Annotated in this window: 19 protein-coding genes and 1 tRNA gene; 4 read left to right on the forward strand and 16 right to left on the reverse strand. The window is 56.8% G+C overall.

Features of this window, described 5'->3' with window-relative positions; all coding sequences use genetic code 11:
- The 9 genes from WCX18_RS03360 to WCX18_RS03400 all read right to left on the reverse strand — a co-directional run bounded on the left by WCX18_RS03360 (position 1) and on the right by WCX18_RS03400 (position 8,068).
- Positions 1-432, reverse strand: coding sequence for a hypothetical protein (locus WCX18_RS03360; RefSeq protein ID WP_345989559.1), 432 nt, complete (start codon positions 430-432; stop codon positions 1-3).
- Entirely contained in the window at positions 432-1,064 is a 633-nt protein-coding gene (locus WCX18_RS03365; RefSeq protein WP_345989561.1) for a hypothetical protein, read from the reverse strand. The genes WCX18_RS03360 and WCX18_RS03365 overlap by 1 nt, the downstream gene beginning before the upstream one ends.
- Positions 1,061-2,593: a hypothetical protein gene (locus WCX18_RS03370; protein WP_345989563.1), complete on the reverse strand. Its 1,533-nt coding sequence runs from the start codon at positions 2,591-2,593 to the stop codon at positions 1,061-1,063. Before WCX18_RS03370 ends, WCX18_RS03365 begins: the two co-directional genes overlap by 4 nt.
- A gap of 300 nt (positions 2,594-2,893) precedes the next feature.
- A complete protein-coding gene (gene era / locus WCX18_RS03375; protein ID WP_345989565.1) occupies positions 2,894-3,769 on the reverse strand; it encodes a GTPase Era in 876 nt (291 codons plus the stop codon).
- A 10-nt stretch (positions 3,770-3,779) separates the two neighbouring features.
- The gene (gene hslU / locus WCX18_RS03380; protein WP_345989566.1) at positions 3,780-5,108 is read right to left on the reverse strand and encodes an HslU--HslV peptidase ATPase subunit; all 1,329 of its coding nucleotides are present in this window, start codon (positions 5,106-5,108) and stop codon (positions 3,780-3,782) included.
- The gene (gene hslV / locus WCX18_RS03385; RefSeq protein WP_345989568.1) at positions 5,105-5,650 is read right to left on the reverse strand and encodes an ATP-dependent protease subunit HslV; all 546 of its coding nucleotides are present in this window, start codon (positions 5,648-5,650) and stop codon (positions 5,105-5,107) included. The genes hslU and hslV overlap by 4 nt, the downstream gene beginning before the upstream one ends.
- A complete protein-coding gene (gene rplI, locus WCX18_RS03390) occupies positions 5,650-6,096 on the reverse strand; it encodes a 50S ribosomal protein L9 (protein ID WP_345989570.1) in 447 nt (148 codons plus the stop codon). The genes hslV and rplI overlap by 1 nt, the downstream gene beginning before the upstream one ends.
- A 16-nt stretch (positions 6,097-6,112) precedes the next feature.
- Entirely contained in the window at positions 6,113-6,841 is a 729-nt protein-coding gene (locus tag WCX18_RS03395; protein ID WP_345989572.1) for a ferredoxin-thioredoxin reductase catalytic domain-containing protein, read from the reverse strand.
- Between the two features lie 12 nt (positions 6,842-6,853).
- A complete protein-coding gene (locus tag WCX18_RS03400; RefSeq protein ID WP_345989574.1) occupies positions 6,854-8,068 on the reverse strand; it encodes an argininosuccinate synthase in 1,215 nt (404 codons plus the stop codon).
- A 126-nt stretch (positions 8,069-8,194) separates the two neighbouring features.
- Between WCX18_RS03400 and WCX18_RS03405 the strand changes: the two genes are divergently transcribed.
- Positions 8,195-8,446, forward strand: a complete 252-nt coding sequence (locus tag WCX18_RS03405; RefSeq protein ID WP_345989576.1) for a hypothetical protein — start codon at positions 8,195-8,197, stop codon at positions 8,444-8,446.
- Complete coding sequence (locus WCX18_RS03410; protein ID WP_345989577.1) at positions 8,439-8,738, forward strand: hypothetical protein; 300 nt, start codon at positions 8,439-8,441, stop codon at positions 8,736-8,738. The genes WCX18_RS03405 and WCX18_RS03410 overlap by 8 nt, the downstream gene beginning before the upstream one ends.
- On the opposite strand, the gene WCX18_RS03415 is transcribed toward WCX18_RS03410, so the two are convergent.
- Genes WCX18_RS03415 through WCX18_RS03440 form a run of 6 tightly spaced genes read right to left on the reverse strand, consistent with a single transcriptional unit; the run spans position 8,735 to position 14,761 of the window.
- Positions 8,735-9,949 carry a peptidoglycan DD-metalloendopeptidase family protein gene (locus tag WCX18_RS03415; RefSeq protein WP_345989578.1) on the reverse strand — a complete coding sequence of 405 codons (1,215 nt, stop codon included), beginning with the start codon at positions 9,947-9,949 and terminating at the stop codon, positions 8,735-8,737. The two genes, WCX18_RS03410 and WCX18_RS03415, sit on opposite strands and share 4 nt — an antisense overlap.
- Positions 9,946-10,758 carry a cell division protein FtsX gene (locus tag WCX18_RS03420; RefSeq protein WP_345989580.1) on the reverse strand — a complete coding sequence of 271 codons (813 nt, stop codon included), beginning with the start codon at positions 10,756-10,758 and terminating at the stop codon, positions 9,946-9,948. Before WCX18_RS03420 ends, WCX18_RS03415 begins: the two co-directional genes overlap by 4 nt.
- Positions 10,745-11,416 carry an ATP-binding cassette domain-containing protein gene (locus WCX18_RS03425; protein WP_345989581.1) on the reverse strand — a complete coding sequence of 224 codons (672 nt, stop codon included), beginning with the start codon at positions 11,414-11,416 and terminating at the stop codon, positions 10,745-10,747. The genes WCX18_RS03420 and WCX18_RS03425 overlap by 14 nt, the downstream gene beginning before the upstream one ends.
- Positions 11,409-12,581 (reverse strand): tRNA (guanosine(46)-N7)-methyltransferase TrmB, encoded by a 1,173-nt coding sequence (gene trmB / locus WCX18_RS03430; protein WP_345989583.1) that lies wholly within the window; start codon positions 12,579-12,581, stop codon positions 11,409-11,411. Before trmB ends, WCX18_RS03425 begins: the two co-directional genes overlap by 8 nt.
- A 4-nt stretch (positions 12,582-12,585) precedes the next feature.
- Entirely contained in the window at positions 12,586-13,839 is a 1,254-nt protein-coding gene (locus tag WCX18_RS03435) for a hypothetical protein (RefSeq protein ID WP_345989585.1), read from the reverse strand.
- On the reverse strand, positions 13,781-14,761 hold the full coding sequence (locus WCX18_RS03440; RefSeq protein WP_345989588.1) for an RluA family pseudouridine synthase: 981 nt from the start codon (positions 14,759-14,761) through the stop codon (positions 13,781-13,783). Before WCX18_RS03440 ends, WCX18_RS03435 begins: the two co-directional genes overlap by 59 nt.
- A 126-nt stretch (positions 14,762-14,887) precedes the next feature.
- On the opposite strand from WCX18_RS03440, the gene WCX18_RS03445 reads away from it, so the two are divergent.
- Together WCX18_RS03445 and WCX18_RS03450 are read left to right on the forward strand one after the other, a co-directional pair.
- Positions 14,888-15,997, forward strand: a complete 1,110-nt coding sequence (locus WCX18_RS03445) for an FtsW/RodA/SpoVE family cell cycle protein (protein ID WP_345989591.1) — start codon at positions 14,888-14,890, stop codon at positions 15,995-15,997.
- Positions 15,998-16,038: 41 nt separating this feature from the next.
- A tRNA-Ile gene (locus WCX18_RS03450) sits at positions 16,039-16,115 on the forward strand.
- 52 nt (positions 16,116-16,167) lie between these two features.
- On the opposite strand, the gene WCX18_RS03455 is transcribed toward WCX18_RS03450, so the two are convergent.
- A complete protein-coding gene (locus tag WCX18_RS03455; protein ID WP_345990755.1) occupies positions 16,168-16,656 on the reverse strand; it encodes a glutathione peroxidase in 489 nt (162 codons plus the stop codon).
- Positions 16,657-16,875 lie beyond the last annotated feature (219 nt).

The following is a 16,875-nucleotide window of genomic DNA, read 5'->3' on the forward strand; positions in this document are numbered from 1 at the left end:
CTATTTGGCGTTGATTTGGATTTTTGGGTTCTTCTTCTTCAAAGTGAGCGTAATCTGCTTTTTCTTCTTCTGAAGTAAGACGCTGTCACGTTCAATTTTTACGATAGCATACCCATAGATGGTGTCATTTTGCTTATACCATTTACCGTCAATCAGTGCCGTATGGCTGTTGATGACAGATTCAAGCGTCAAAGGAGGCTTCGGTGCATAACGCTGCACATAGGCCGTTGTCCCCTTTTTTGCCTGAGGCGGTTGGTTCAGGATCAGTTGTGCTCTGAACGGATCCTGCAGCCCAAACAGGGCAGCTGACGAGACCCCTTGCCTTGGGGGTTTGATGGCTGCAATCTCCTGATCGACCCATTGCATATCAGGCTGTACATCCTGTGCAAAAGCGAACAGAGGAAGCATGAGTAGTAGTAGTTTCGTTTTCATTAGTAAGTGATCCCCCATACTGATGAGTTGACATCGAGTTCCAGTTTTTCTTTGGCACTCAGGCTGAGACCGTGCAGATCGATAACCAGATCACTCTGTTCCATTGCGTTAATGAATTTGAGCATATTGTCAAAATCACCTGACGCAAAGACTTTGATGTCAAGTACGTGACCAAACTTCTCTTTTTCCAGAGCTCTTTTATTACTCAAGACGGAGAGCTTAACTTTGTACTTTTTGGCATTTTCAGCGATCGAGTCAATATATTTACCCCAGGCTTCCTCATTATAGAAGAGTTCGGAGATCTGACTGATCTTGTAGCTGATATATTCATTCTTCTCTCTGACAGCCAGTGTTTCCGCTTTAATTGCTTCAATCTGGGCTTCGATCTGATGAATTTCGCTTTCAGGATGCATGGCGAGATACTGCTCATCTTCTCTGAGTTTCTTCTCGACCGCAATCCGTTCTGTTTTGATTTGCTGATACTCAAGCTCTGAACTTTCCCAGAACAAAAGGTAGGAAAAAGCGATAAGTGCTACGGCGATCATGCCGTAGATCATATAGACTTCGCCCTGTTTTTTACTTGCGAAAGACTGGTCTATCGGATAGAGGTATTGTTCAATATTGAATTTCATTTCAGCACCACCTTCAGATCACCGCGATAATAGCTGGTGTTGTCATCCAATTCGATTTTTTCGATATTGTAATGGAAACGTTGTGTCCGGTTCTTTGTCATAAACTCGACAAGGTCGGTGATCTGTTTGTCTTTTTTAGCCATAACACTCAAATTGAATACTTTTTCATCTTCATCTTGATTGTATGTAATGTCTGATACACCGACGTCAAAGCGGTTCAACTCTCTCGTGAGCGCAGCCATGATCTCACCCTTCATCGGGTAATTGACTTTGACATCATGGATCTTGATCAATGTGGCTTTCCGCTCTTCAAAGAGTTCGTTTTCCGCATCAAGCAGTTTCTGTGCTTCGGCCTTCTGTGCAAGCTTCAGGTTGATCGTCTCTTCCCGGGTGACTTTGATGGCATGTGTCTCACGGTACTCTTTTTCCAACAGTGCCTTCCGCACGCTTTCGGCATAGCCCATCGTCCAGTAGGTAACCGGGTAGGCGAACGCCACAACAAGCGAAAGTGCGGTGACCGCAAACAGCTTTCCGCTATGGCGTTGGAAGAATGGCGGCGGCCGATGGTAGATGGAAAAGTTGACTTCATAGCGCGCGGATTTGTCCGTCCGGACATACAGCTGCATCAACTGATGGATCTGATCGATGTAGCTGTCCGTTGCAAATCCGTATGAGAAGTCGAACGCCTTGGCTTCAAAACCAAGGTACGTCTGGCAATATTCGTCAACCCCGGCGATAGAGCCGATCTGGGAGCCGATGTAGATCTCTTCGATCGTTTCGATTTCATAAGCGCGTTTGGCGTAGTTGAGAACGTCGTTGATATGGAGGAAAAGCTCACCGAAGAGTTTGATCAGATACTTCTGATACTCCGGATTTTGTGTTGCAAGCCCTTCCGTCGCAAGCAGCGTCTGGAAATCAACGAGATCGATCTGCTCGCCCAGAAGTTCACAGAAGCGCTCATGCATGTCACGGAAAGCGTACTTCAGGCTCTTCGTATAAACGAATTCCTGTTCGTTGTAGAGCGTGAAGAACGCGTCGTTTTCCTGAAAGTAGATATAGCAGTGGGCGCCGTATCCCTGAACGATTTCATGGGTGTAAAGGGTTTTAAGCAGTAGCGGTACCGGAACGATCTGGTCGATATACTGCAGATCGGAAACCGTCTGTGCAAAGGTTTCATCGATAATCAGCGGATCAACGATGAAGACGTGGAAAGTACGCTCTTTCGCACTCCCGTCTGTCGGTACCTCGATATAGTCGATCGTATACTCGATCGCCATGTCAAGGGCGAGTTCTTCATATGCCTTGGTTTCGATGACAAATGCAAGGTCATCGTCCGGGATATTTTTGCTTACACCGATCTGCGCGGTGATGAAGCTACTCGTGTTGAGATAGGAGATCCCGTACTGTTTTTTACCGTACTGCGGGTTTTTAACGGCACTTAACTGGTTGCCGCTCCCCAAATAGTAGGTATGTTTGTACGGGTTGTTCGAGAGGACCGTATCAAAAACCTGCTCGTTTGAATTGTTCATGTTGCAAATCCCTGTTCTTTTTGGACTGTCCGGCAGCCATATCATGAAGGGTGAATGCCATCTCTAGATGGCCGGGGGTGTCCGGTGATCCGCCCGTTCTTTCACCTTCTTCATTCTATAACAACATAAAACCACATCGACTTATAACATTGAATGTTAATGTTCTTAGGTTTCACACATTTTCATTGTAGCCCAAGTAAACTTAAAAATTTTCTTATATCACAGGAAAAAAGTGCCTGATTATGGATGTTGCGGGGGGATGGAATAATGGGGAGATGAGATGGGATTACAGGGCGAATCTCAGGTTTGGTACCCGAGATCTTCCAGCATCTTCTTGTCATTTGTCCAGTTGGGTTTCACGCTGACGAACAGATCGAGGTAGGCGCGGTGGCCGGAAAGGGATTCGATTTTCTGACGGGCATGCTTGCCGATACGCTTGATCGTTGCCCCGCCTTTTCCGATCATAATGCCTTTTTGGCTCTCTTTCTCGACGATGATCGTGGCCCGGATATGGTCGATGTCATCGGCTTCATCGATTTTGTCAATGACAACATCGGTTCCGTAGGGGATCTCGTCGCTGATGTTCTCGAAGATCGATTCGCGGATGAACTCTCTGAAGATATCCCGAAGCTTTTCATTGGTGAGGTCTTCGGGGTCAAAGAGATAGGGGGATTCCGGCAGAAACCTCGTGATGACATCTTTAAGCTGCTCGAGTCCGGTATGCTTGGTCACGGAGACAGGGATGAGTGCTTCGAAACGTTCCGAAAAGGCGTTGTACTCCGAGATGCGTGCGAGCAGCTCCCCCTGGGAGATCTGGTCGATTTTGCTCAGCGCGATCAGGTGCTTTTTCCCGCCGGCGAGTTCCAGGAAGCGTTTGTAGTGCTTAACGCTGTCCGCGGCCGGGGCCAGGTAGACAATGAGGTCGCAGTCACCGATCGCCTTGAGGGCCTCTTCGAGCATGAACTGGTTGAGCTTGCGCTCTTTTTCATGCAGGCCGGGCGTATCGACGAAGATGAGCTGATCCTCCCCGTGCATGACAATGGCGTTGAGGCGTCTGCGCGTGGCATTCGCTTTCTGGCTTACCATGGCAATTTTTTCGCCCAGCAGGGCGTTGAGCAGGGTACTTTTGCCCGCATTCGGGCGTCCGACGAGGGCGATAAAACCGGCTTTGGTCATTCAGAGCTCCTTAGAGGATATAGCGGGAGAGGTCTTCATCCTCGATGACGATGTCCAGCTTGTCATGGACGATCGTTTTGGTGACGGTGTAGGTCTCTCCGGCATAGGCTTCGGCGTCGAAGCTGATCTCTTCGAGGACCTTTTCCAAAATGGTATGCAGGCGTCTGGCACCGATGTCTTCGGTTTTCTCGTTAGCCTGCTGCGCAAGCGCGGCGATGGCACGGATGGCGTCGTCCTCAAACTCAAGGGTGACATTTTCGACGGCGAGCAGCGCCTTATACTGTTTGATCAGTGAATTCTTCGGCTGGGTCAGGATGGCGTAGAGCGCCTTCTCGTCAAGTGACTGCAGTTCGACGCGCAGTGGGAAACGCCCCTGAAGTTCCGGGATAAGATCGCTGGGCTTTGTGAGGTGAAAGGCCCCGGCGGCGATGAAGAGAATATGGTCGGTCTTGACCGGGCCGTACTTGGTACTGACGCTGCTCCCTTCGACGATGGGGAGCAGGTCGCGCTGCACCCCCTCTTTGCTGGGGTCGTTACGCCCCTGGCTCTTGGAGCTGACGGCGATCTTGTCGATCTCGTCGAGGAAAATGATGCCGCCCTCTTCCGCGCGGCGAACGGCTTCACTGCGGATGGCGTCCATGTCCAGCAGGGCATCGGTCGCTTCGCTGTCAAGGATGCGGATGGCATCGGAGACCTTCATCTCCTTCTTGTTCTCTTTTTTGTTGATCGATGAGAACATTTTGGCGAACGACTCCTGCATCTTTGCCATCTCCGGCGGCATACCGGTGTCGTTGAACTCGATGTTCCCTTTGGGCAGTTCGATCTCGATGGTCTTGTCGTTCATCTCACCGTCAATAACCCTCTGTCGCATCCGTTCGCGGGAGGAGGCATATTCGGTTTTCTTGGTTTCGGAGGAGAGCGGCGGCAGCGGCGGCAGCAGTTTGTCGACGATCTTGTCGAGGACGTACTCCTTGATGGCATCCTCGTTCGCCGCTTTCTGCTCCTCTTTGACGAGGGCGATGGAGGTCATGACGAGATCGCGGACCATCGATTCGACGTCGCGGCCGACGAAGCCGACCTCCGTGAATTTGCTCGCTTCGACTTTGATGAAAGGCACGCCCATCATCTTGGCGAGGCGGCGGGAGATCTCTGTCTTCCCGACCCCGGTCGAGCCGATCATCAGGATGTTCTTGGGCATGATCTCGTGCTGCATCTCGCCATCGAGCTGCATCCGGCGGTAGCGGGTGCGCAGGGCGAGGGCAATACTCTTTTTCGCGGCCTGCTGGCCGATAATGTAGGCATCGAGATAGGAGACGATCTCTTTGGGGGTCATGTTCATGCTTCCGAGGCCTCCAGGGTCAGGATTTTGATCTCGTGGTTGGTGTAGATGCAGAGATCCGCCGCGATATGCAGGCTCTCTTCGACGAGGGCTTCGGGGGCCAGGTCCGCGTGTTTCTTCAGGGCCCGGGCACTGGCGATGGCGTAGTTCCCGCCGCTGCCGATGGAAGCGATCTGTCCGTCTTCGGGCTCGACGACGTCACCGTTGCCGGTCAGGATGAAGATGTGCTCGGTATTGAGGACGATCATCATCGCTTCGAGACGGCGCAGCACCTTGTCCTTCCGCCACGCTTTGGAGAAGTCGATGATAGCCTTGACCATGTCGCCTTTGCGCGCGGAGAGGAACTCCTCGAACATATCAAAGAGGTTGAAAGCGTCCGCCGTGGAGCCGGCAAAGCCGGCCAGGACCTGGCCGTTGTGCAGTTTGCGGATCTTGGTAGCATTGTTTTTGAGGACGGTGTTTCCGAAGGTGACCTGCCCGTCGCCGCCGATGACCGCCTTGCCCTCACTTTTGTAGGCGAGGATCGTCGTTGCGTCGAACATTACGCACCTACGATGTCGAGATGCAGCAGCGCGTGGATGCCGTGGCCGAGTTTGAGGTCGACCTCGTGTTTTCCGGTCATTTTGATCGCCTTTTTGGCTTCGATATGTTTTTTATCGATGGTGATGCCGTGTGCATCCTCGAGCGCCTTGGCAATGTCATCTTTGGTGACGGCACCGAAGAGGTGACCGGTGTCACCGAGCTTTTTGGCGATGGTGACTTCGAGGGTTTCTAGCTTCGCTTTCATGGCGGTGAGGTCGGCGATCTCCTGGGCCTCATTCGCGGCAGCCTGGCGCTTCGCCTCTTCCCACTCGGCGATGACCTCGTCGGTGGCATGTCTGGCAAATCCTTTGCCGATCAGGAAGTTCTTGCCGTAGCCGTCCTTCACCTCTTTGATCTCACCGGCTTTTCCGAGGCTTTTGACATCTTTGATCAACAGTACTCTCATTGCTTCTCCTTGTGTTTCAGCGTTCGAGTTCGCCGCCGTAGGCGACGATCCCGTAGGTCAGGTTTCCGACGTTTTCATACCCCATGTCGCTGAGGATACGCTGGCAGTGTGCGCTGCGGCTGCCGACGTGGCAGTAGACGATCAGCTTCTCCTGCTTGGAAAGCTTCGCACTCTCCAGGGTATCGAAGAAACTGCTGGTGGGGATGAGGCGGTCGGCGCCCTTGATATGCCCCATTTGCCACTCCATGTGTTCGCGGACGTCGATCAGTTTGAAATCGACCATCCCGAGTGCACGTCCCTCGAGCAGGGCGGCGAGCTCGTCGCCGTCGAACTGTTCTTTTTGAAGCAGGAGCGCACACTCTTCGGCGCTAAGCCCGCGGGAGTGCTGGTGGACGACCTCTTCGATCTCCTCTTCGCTGCGGTGCTGGGCAGCGTATTCGGGGGTGCAGAAGATCTGGCAGTGGCAGACGCCGTCTTCGGGGATCTCTTTTTCGATGGCCGGTTTGCAGGGGCAGATGCGGTCCTGTTCCTTGTCGCCGGTGACGAAGAAGCAGGGGCAGTAGCGTTTGCCGTGCATCAGTTTGTTGCGCGTCAGCCCCAGCTGAATGCCCTCGTTGATCTCCGCGTCGGGGTTGTAGGACCAGCCGAACTGCTCGACGACTTTGTCGGTGAAGCGGACCGTCCGCTCGAGCTCGCTCTGGAATTCGTCAGAGTTGATATCGATCTTCGTAATTCCGCCGGCCATACGTTATTCCTTTTACTGCTTGCGCGCTTTGCCCGCGATGATGAAGCGCAGGGCGTTGAGCTTGATGAAGCCGTTGGCGTCTTTCTGGTCGTAGACCGCGTCCTCTTCGAAGGTACAGTATTCCGGGTTGAACAGCGACTGCTCGGAGCTGCGGCCGACGACGACGACGTTGCCCTTGTAGAGCTTGAGACGGACTGTCCCTTCGACGTTCTCCTGGGTCTTGTCGATGGCAGCCTGGAGCATCTCGCGCTCCGGTGCGAACCAGTAGCCGTTATAGATCAGGCTGGCATAGCGCGGCATCAGCTCGTCTTTGAGGTGCGCCTCTTCACGGTCGAGGGTGATGGACTCGATGGCACGGTGCGCTTTGAGCATGATCGTACCGCCCGGCGTTTCGTAACAGCCGCGGCTCTTCATCCCGACGTAGCGGTTCTCGACGATATCGGCGCGGCCGATACCGTGTTTGCCCGCCAGCTTGTTCAGGGTCTCGAGCATTGTTGCCGGGGAGAGGGCTTCACCGTTCAGGCTGACCGGGTCGCCGTTTTTATAGCCGATCTCGATGTACTCGGGCTCGTCCGGTGCCGCCTCCGGGGAGACGGTCCAGCGCCACATATCTTCTTCGGGTTCCGCGGCGGGATCTTCAAGGATGCCCCCTTCGTAGGAGATGTGCAGGAGGTTGGCGTCCATGGAGTAGGGGGATTTTTTCCCGCTCTTCTCGATCTTGATGCCGTGCTGTTCGGCGTAGGCGAGCAGCTTTTCGCGGGAGTTGAGGTCCCATTCGCGCCACGGGGCGATGATGGTGAGGCTGCTGTTCTGGCCCAGGTAGCCCAGCTCGAAGCGGACCTGGTCGTTCCCTTTGCCGGTCGCACCGTGGCTGACGCCGTCGGCACCGGTGATCTTGGCGATCTCGGCCTGGCGCTTGGCGATCAGCGGACGGGCGATGGAAGTGCCCAGAAGGTACTCGCCTTCGTAGATGGCGTTGGCGCGGAACATCGGGAAGACGTAGTCGCGGACGAACTCTTCGCGCAGGTCGTCGATAAAGATGTTTTCAGGTTTGATACCGAGGCTGAGCGCCTTCTGGCGTGCAGGTTCGACCTCTTCGCCCTGGCCGATATCGGCGGTAAAGGTGACGACTTCGCACTGGTACTCATCCTGCAGCCACTTGAGGATGACGCTGGTGTCCAGGCCGCCGGAGTAGGCCAAAACGACTTTTTTGACTTCTTTTTTCATGGATAGGTGTCCTTGAAGAATAATTATGATGCCGCGATTTTAGCGCAGATTAGATGACGGCGAGGTAAATCGTTTCGGGTCATTCGGGGGACTTGCTATACTGTCGAAAAAGATTTGGAGCCCTCCATGCCCAGTTTTGCCATTATCGGCGGGATTCTGCTCAACGTCGGCGCCTTCCTGACCTACCGCGGAAAGATCTTCGAAGCGGTCTGGGCCTACCTGGTGGCGGATCTGTGCTGGATTGCGATGGCGTGGGAACGCAACGACGGCTGGGGGATGCTCTTTATCGCCGTCGGCATCGCGTTCGGGCTGCTCGCCTTTCGGCGGATGCACCGGGGCGACATGGAAAAATCACTGAACAAGGATGAACGTGGCTGACACGATGCTTTACGAGGCGCAGGGGCTGCAGCTCGACCTCTCCAAAATCACCCGTCTCTACCCGGCGGCGATCGTCGAGGGGGGCGGGGCCGAGGCCCAGGTCTCCCTGGAGTGGGCGGAACTTAAAAAAGATGAGGTCAGGATCGCTGAGTACGTTCTGGTCTTTGACTTCGACCCCCCGGGAGAGGTCCCGGTCCAGCGGAAGCTGCTCCATTTCGAGACGAAGGCGGCCCTTTTCGAGACGATGCAGGCCCTCTCCGATATCTTCGAGAAGGCTTACAAGGGGGCCTAGCGTATCACCTGCAGCGGGTCGATATGGTAGTTCTTCTGGGTCACTTCGAACATCAGTTCGTCGTTGACGCGGCCGATCACGCTCCCTTTCTTGAGGCGCTTGCCTTTGCTGACCGTCGGGGCGATCTGGTCGAGGTGGGCGTAGATTGTATGCAGCCCGTCGGCGTGTTCGATAATGACGACGTTCTCGAGCATCGGCGTCTCCTGAGCGAGAATGACCTTGCCGTTGAAGACCGCTTTGACCTTGGCGTCGGGGGTTTTGGGCTGCAGGGAGACCGACTCGTTGAAGATCTTGATTTTGTAGATCGGGTCGGTATAGGTGCCGTAGCGCTTCAGTACCGTATAGGCATCCAGCGGCGCAATCGTCTTTGAGCCCCGGTAGCGGCGGGTCTGCGCCTTGTGGTAGCTGCTGCCGACCGAACGTACATCGGGGACCTCTTTGGAGGCGAGCAGCGCTTCGTTGCGCTGCTCTTCCTGGCGTGCGGCCGCTTTTTGCGATTCGCTCTCCTGGATGATGTGCAGCTGGGCCAGGGTCTGTTTCAGGGCGGATTTCTGTGCCAGGATCTTCTGTAGCTCTTTCTTGTAGCGGCCCTTTTTTGTCTTCAGGTCGCCCAGGGCTGTCTCGTTCGCTCTTTTCGCTTTTTGGAGATCGCGTTTCTCCTGCTCGATCGAGGCGATGTCCGTTTTGAGCCGTGCCGTTTTTTCCGTCAGCTGTTTCAGGGCCGCTTCGTTCGCGCGGTAGTCATTGCCCAGTTTTGTGATCTGTGCTTTGGTCTGTTCGTTCAAAGCGGCAAAGACTGCCTCGCCGATGATGGTATCGGGGGAGAGGGTGTTGTTGTCCTCCTGGATCATCGCGAGGGAGATGATGCGGGCCATGAGGTCGGCCAGGTCGTCGCGAAGCTTTTTGCGGTTCGCTTCGAGGGTCTCCTGCGTTTCCGCAAGCGTGATCAGCTCTTCTTTGGCGCCGGAGAGGGTGGCGGCTTTGCCCTGCAGTGCCGACTCGAGCGACGCGATCTTCTTCTGCTGGGTGAGGACGGTCCGCTTTTTTTTCAGGATCGCCTTGGCGGTCTTGGCCATTTTGGCATTCACCGAGGCGTAGTTTCGGTCGAAAGAGCTGAGACTTTTGGAGGTCTCGTCAATCTTGTCGTCGATGCTCTTGGCCGCCACGGCGACAGTGAGCAGAAGGCCAAGCAGCAGTGCGAACCGGATCATACCTCTTCTTTGTGCCCCATGACGATCATAGAGGCGAGCAGGATGGAGAGGGAGATGGCAACGCCCGTGAGCAGGGGCACGTCGTGCAGCGGCTGGAAGAGGGTCGGCTGCAGCTGCACGAGCGAGAGCAGCTGCGCCATCCAGCCGTAATGGTCGACCAGGAGAAAGACGCTGGTTGCAATCACGGAAGCGATCACGGCGTCGACGATGGCGAGGCGGAACAGCACGGCCGAGCGGAGCCAGACCGGGGCGCCGAAGAGGGCCATGATGTTCATTCGTTCGCGGTGCTGGAACTGCCACAGGCGCATCTCTTTGACGATCAGCAGCGAGGTGACGAGCAGGACGACGGCGGCGAGGACGCTGACGACGTTCTTGAAGAGCTGCAGCAGACGGTAGACGGTGTCGTGCTGCTGGGCAAAGGTCTCGACACGGGTGATGGCGCGGTCGCGCAGGAGCCTCTCTCCCAGTGCGCGGGCCGCATCGGGTGTAATGAAGTGGGCCATCCGCAGCCGGTAGAAATGCGGTAGGTTCAGCGTCATCAGGTTGATCTGGGAATCGCCCGTCTGTTGCTGCAGCTGCTGGAGCATCCGGGTAGGCGACAGGGGCTCGACGGCGCTGATGGCACTGTCGATACTCTGGAAAAAGGCGAGGGAGAGGTTGTTGTCGCTGACGACGACGATGCCGTAGTTGTCTCCCAGGCGCTGTTCATAGGCCCCGATGACACGGTCCAGGCTCAAAAAAAGCTGGAGGGTGATGAGGATGGAAAAGAGTGCCGTAATCAGCGAGAAGTGGCTTTTAAGAGACTTCATAGACGTCTCCGTGCTCGATATGGAAGTGCTTGTACTTGATGCCCAGCGTTTCGGGGATGTGGTGGGTAACGACGACGACGGTCGCTTCGAGCTGGGTATTGGCTCCCTCCAGCAGGTTCCAGATGACTTTGGAAGAGTATTCGTCGAGGTTCCCCGTTGGTTCGTCCGCGAGGATGAGGATGGGGTTGTGCGCGAGGGCGCGGGCCATGGCGACGCGCTGCTGTTCGCCCCCGCTCAGCTCCATGGGGTATTTGCCACGCTGGTGGGTGAGCTTGACGTGGCCGAGGAGCTTCTCCACCTGCATCTCGCTGATGTCGCGGGCGTAGCCGTTGATGAGCAGCGGCAGCATGACGTTCTTGTCGATCGTCCACTCTTTGACAAGCTTGTAATCTTGGAAGACGATCCCGACGTGGCGGCGCAGGAAGTTGAGTTTCTTGGCGCTGATACTGTCCATGTCGACGCCGCCGACCGTGAGCGCGCCCGAGAGCAGCGGCAGGGCGCCGAAAAAAGATTTCAGCAGGGTCGATTTCCCGCTCCCGCTGGCGCCGGTGATAAAGACGAAGCTGCCGGAGTCGATCGCGAAGGTCGCCTTGGAAATGATCGTTTCGTGTCTGCCGTAGCCCAGGGAGAGGTTGTCGGCGACGATGATCTTATCCATGCAGGGCCTCGATCAGGAGCTGATGGGCCCGGGCGTTTGTGCGGGAACGCACCGGCGGCGTCGGGAGGTAGGCGGGGGCGTCGCCGAGGATCAGGTAGAGATGCTCGGGACGGGCATAGGGGCCCATGGAGAGGCGGAACATATAGCGGCCGTCATCGGTACGGTAGAGGCGTTCGAAATGCACGAACCCTTCGTCGAAGCGCAGCGTTGTCCCGTTGAGGGCCTCAAGGTGCGCCGGGTCGGGGGTGATGGCGTCGAAGGCGAAGGGGGCGATCGCTTCCAGCGGCCCGGACTCCTCCGTATTGTGCATCAGCACATCGTAGATGTTCTTCTCCATCCGGCGCCAGCGGTCCTCGTACTTGCTGCTGACCTCCAGTGCACGGTTCTTGTAGATCTCGATATGGTTCTGGTTCAGGGCCATAAAGGTTTCGAAACTGTAGGCGAAGTAGTTGTCGCTGTCGGTACGCAGTTCCAGTTTCCCCTCCGGTTTCAGTACCCGGATGCTTTCGGCAATGAAGGCTTCCCCGATGACGCGCCGCTGGGGTTTCTTGTCCCAGGGGACCGGGAAATGGACGTAGATGCGCCCGGCGAGGTTGGAGGGGACGAGTTCCAGGAAGAGGCGGGCATCGTAGTCGAGCAGCAGGAGGTTGTCGAGCTGCTGGATATTGATCTGCTTGAGGACCTGTTCGATGGAGGGCTTGTGGATCTCGATCCCGATAAAAAGGATTTCCGGGTTCGCCTTGGCCTGGTGAAGGAGGTGGCGGCCGGAACCGAATCCCACCTCGATGCGGATTTCCCGGTCGGCGGGGAAGTCGCGTTCGAAGTCGTGGATGGTCCACAGCGCACTGTCGTTGCCCAGGTGCATGTTCGCTTCGCCGCTGTCGACGTTCGACGCCAGGACGTCCAGCCCCGCCACACCGGCATAGGCCTGAAGGGCGCGTTTGACGAAGTGGGTCGCCGAAGGGCGCGTGATCTTGTCCGCTTTGAGCAGGGTCTTGTCCGGCAGGCGTTTGAGCAGGAGGAAGAACGCCTTCTCCCCGACGGAAGCGGCGATCAGGGTCTCATCGTCGTGGAGGGTATTGTCCGCCATGTAGTGGAACGTAACCCCGTCCGCGGTCGCGGGGAAGGCCGGGGCCTTGAACGAAGCGATATGGAGGTGGGGCATCGGGTTACTGGTCCTCCAGAACGATGGTTTTGGAAGCGGAAGGTTCCGACTTGAGCCCGTTGGCGTCGACGGCGATCACCTTGTAGCTGTACTCCAGCCCCGGGGTGACGTTGACATCGGTGAAGCTGTCGGTTTTGATGTCGCGGATGACGCTCTCTTTGCTGTCGAACCAGCCGCTTCGGGTCGTCTTGAGGAGTTCGAAACCGACGGTACGGGCATCTTTTGCCGTCCAGCGTACCACCACCGCTTTGTTGCGCAGGGCGAGGCCGGTCAGCTCCGGCACGGCGGGAGCAGCCATCGTCGTGCCTTCGGCAGGTTCGCTCGGCAGGCTCTCCAGTTCATCCTTGTCGACGGCTGCGACCTTGTAGAAGTAGTCGGCCCCGTTTTCTTCGACCTTGTCCGTGAAAACGGTTCTGTCGACTTTGGCGCGGTAGCTGTAGTAGCCGTCCTCGCGTTCGGCGCGGTAGACCTTGTAGTAGACGATCCCCTTGTCCGGGGAGGGCTGCCACTGCAGGGCGATCGCATGGATCGCACCCCGGCCGGCGGAGAGCTGCGTCGGCGGCAGCGGGAGGGGTTTGGTCGCGACGGTCACGACGGCGGAAGGGGCGCTCTTCTCGCCGCTGAAAGTGCGGGCGATGATACGGTAGCGGTAGACGCTGTTGTCATCGAGATCGTGGTCGATATACTCGGCATTGAGGCGGCCGTCGATGCGCGCGATCCAGTGGAAGGATTTCTCTTCCGGATCGAGGCGTTCGATCTCGTAGCCGTCGACGCGCAGGTCCGGGTGGGGGCGCCAGAGCAGTTTGGAACTGCGGGCCAGCTCTTTGGTCGCCGTGAAGTAGCTGACCGGTTCCGGGAGGCTCAGTGTTTTGGCGCTGAGGGTGTTGTCGGGCATGGACTCGCGCCCTTTGGCGTCGACGGTCGTAAAGCGGTAGCGGTAGGTCGTGGAGGGGCGGAGGCCCGTGTCGACATAGTGCGTGCGGAGGGTGTCATCGACCGCGGCAATGCGGTAGAGTTTGCTGTCCCCGCCGCCCGGGGTGTCGCGGTAGATGCGTACGCCCTTCACCCGCGGGTCCGTGACCGGCTTCCATTCGAAAGCGATGGCGGCGGTGTCGCTGAGGTAGCCGTTGATGCCGACCTGCGGCAGGGTTTTGTCGATAGCGACAGGTTCGGCAGGGGCCGGGCCTCCGACACAGCCGCTAATCAGCAGTGTCAGTGTCGAAAAGAGTGCCGATGCGATCAGGGGCGAGCGTCTCATCCAGTGTCTCCGTAGCGAAATGCGACTGCAGCCGTTCTTCGAGCGCCGCGGGAAGCGGGGCCGTAAAACGCATCACCTCCCCCGTCCGGGGATGGGTGAAGTAGAGCGTGTAGGCGTGCAGCAGAATACGCTGGATTTTATCGGGATTGCTCTTAATGCCGTATAAATGGTCGCCGAGGATGTGGCGGCTGAAACTCTCCAGGTGGACGCGGATCTGGTGGGTGCGCCCGGTAAAGAGCTTACAGGCGATCAGCTCCTCCTTCTCATCCGTGGAGAGGAGCAGCTTCTTGAAGAGGGTCTGCGCGCTCTTGCCGTGCGGAACGACGGCCATCTTGAGACGGTTGTGGGGGCTTCGCCCGATCGGCTTGTCGACGAGGGTGAGATCCTCTTTGAGCGGCGGGGTGACGACGGCGAGGTAGTAGCGTCCCATGCTCTTGTCCTGGAGCTGTTTGGAGAGGGCGTCGTGGGCCTCGTTCGTTTTGGCGACGATCATGACGCCGCTGGTACCTTTGTCGAGGCGGTGGACGATGCCGTGGCGCTCCTCACCGCTCAGTGTCGAGAGACGGATGTCGTGGTGCTTGAGCCAGTCGACGAGGGTCGGCTCCTTGACGCTGGGGGCGGGGTGGACGGTAAGGCCGCTGGGTTTGTCGATGATGAGCAGGTCGTCGTCTTCATAGAGGATGGGGACGTCGAAATCGATAGGCTGCGCTTCTTCCGGTTCCATCTGCGGCAGGGTAACCGTGACTTTTTCGCCGGGCTTGAGTTTCACCCCCGGTTTGGCCGCCGCCTTGGCTTCGACGGCGACGAGACCGTTCTTGATGAGGTGGGCGATCTGGTTGCGGGGTTCGTTCATCGCCTGCCCCAGAAAGGTGTCGAGGCGTTCGCCTCCGGCGGCTTCGAAAGTCAGGACAGTTGGCTGCATGGGAACCTTTGTTATAATTTTGGCACTGGGCATTAAGCGCTGTGGCTAAAAGCGGGAGGAAGACCCCTGCCGCTCTTTTATCTGCAAGGCTTGGCGCTGAACGCTTTACGCTTGAGAGGACGTGCCTTGCGCAGAATAGATAGACGCATTTTAGCACACTTCGATTTTGTCATCCCGGCACTGATTGTGCCCCTTGTGCTGGTATCGGGGTGGCTGATCGGGGAGATCCACCCCCTGCTGGCGCACAAACATCTCGTCTACGTCGGCGTGGGGGCGGTCGTCTTCACCTTTTTCTTTTTCCTACCCGTGCGGCGGCTGAGCTGGATGATCCCGATCTTCTACTGGTTCAACATCGGGCTGCTGCTCGCCGTCGAGTTCTTCGGCCATGCGCGCCTGGGGGCAAAACGCTGGATCGAGCTTCCTTTCGTCCATTTCACCATGCAGCCCTCCGAGCTGATGAAACCGGCGTTCATCCTGATGCTGGCCTACCTCGTCTCGCGCAACCCGCCCCCTTACGGCGGGTACGGTTGGGCCTCGTTTACCAAGCTCTCGTTTTTCATCCTGCTTCCCTTTTTCTTGATCGCCAAAGAGCCGGACCTGGGGACGGCCACCGTCCTGCTGCTGCTGGGGGTGGGGGTGCTTTTCCTTGTCGGGGTGCGCTGGAAGATCTGGCTGACGCTGGCGGTGGGGTTCATCGTCTCGATGCCGCTCATCTACACCCAGCTGCACGACTACCAGAAGAAGCGGATCACGGACTTTATGAGCGAGAAACCGAGCTACCACGTGCAGCAGTCCATCATCGCCATCGGTTCGGGCGGTGTCGTCGGCAAGGCAAAAGAGGAGGCGACGCAGACCCAGATGAAGTTCCTTCCCATCGCGTCGAGTGACTTCATCTTCGCCTACGTCGTGGAGCGTTTCGGGTTTATCGGGGCGGTGATGCTGATCGGGCTGTACGCTCTCATCATTATCCATCTGCTCGGCATCAGCCTCTATACCCACGACCCCTACATCAAGGTCGTCAGCGCATCGGTCTCGCTTCTGATCTTCGTCTACATGGGCGTCAATATCGCGATGACAATAGGCCTTGCCCCGGTCGTCGGCGTCCCGCTGCCGATGTTCAGTTACGGCGGCAGCAGCTACGTCAATTTCATGATCCTCTTCGGGATCCTCGAAAACCTGATGGCCTTCCGCTTCCTCGAACTCTATCACCGCCGGGGCAAAAAAAGCTTCGTCTAAAGGGCGCGAAAGTATAATTCGCTCCTTCCGATAGAGGATGTGGGTCTTTAGCTCAGTTGGTTAGAGCCCCCCGCTCATAACGGGGTGGTCCAGGGTTCGAGTCCCTGAGGACCCACCACCTGTTTTCGATAGACTTCCCTTTTTCTCAACACGCATTATTTATCAGAACGTCACTGTGCTTCCAACAGGTTTTCAATGGCGCTTTCAAGCGCTTTGGGTTTGGTCGAAGGTGCAAAGCGTTCGACGACGTTGCCGCTGCGGTCGACGAGAAACTTCGTAAAGTTCCATTTGATCGCCTCGCTGCCCAGCACGCCCGGCTGTGCCTTTTTGAGAAAACGGTAGAGCGGGTGGGCATCATCGCCGTTGACGTCGATCTTGGCGAACATCGGGAAAGTAACGCCGAAATTGCTCCGGCAGAAGGTCATGATCTCCTTTTCGGTCCCTGGCTCCTGGGAACCGAACTGGTTGCAGGGGAAACCGAGGACGACGAGGCCCCTGGACTTGTACTTTTCATAGAGCGCTTCGAGCCCTTCGTACTGCGGGGTATAGCCGCAGCGGCTCGCGACGTTGACGATAAGCATCACCTCGCCGCGGTAGGGGGCCAACGTCGCTGGCGTGCCGTCAATACGTTTCACGTCGATCGCGTAAATGTCTGTCATCGTGTTCTCCTTGGCGCAGTTCTGGAGTGAGAGCGTTAAAAGTGCCGTCAGCACTATTGTAAAGGTGCGTCGCGTCATCGTCTGTCTCCGTTCGTCGGTCTGAAACCACATTGTAACACTCCTCCTGCCTCGCGGAGCAAACCACATGAAAACTCGGCGGAAAACGCAGGGTGTGGGCCGCGGTCGAATCTTTTGCCGCTGCCGCGGAAATGGGCGAAA

This window comes from Sulfurimonas sp. HSL1-2, assembly GCF_039645565.1.
Classification (GTDB): domain Bacteria; phylum Campylobacterota; class Campylobacteria; order Campylobacterales; family Sulfurimonadaceae; genus Thiomicrolovo; species Thiomicrolovo zhangzhouensis.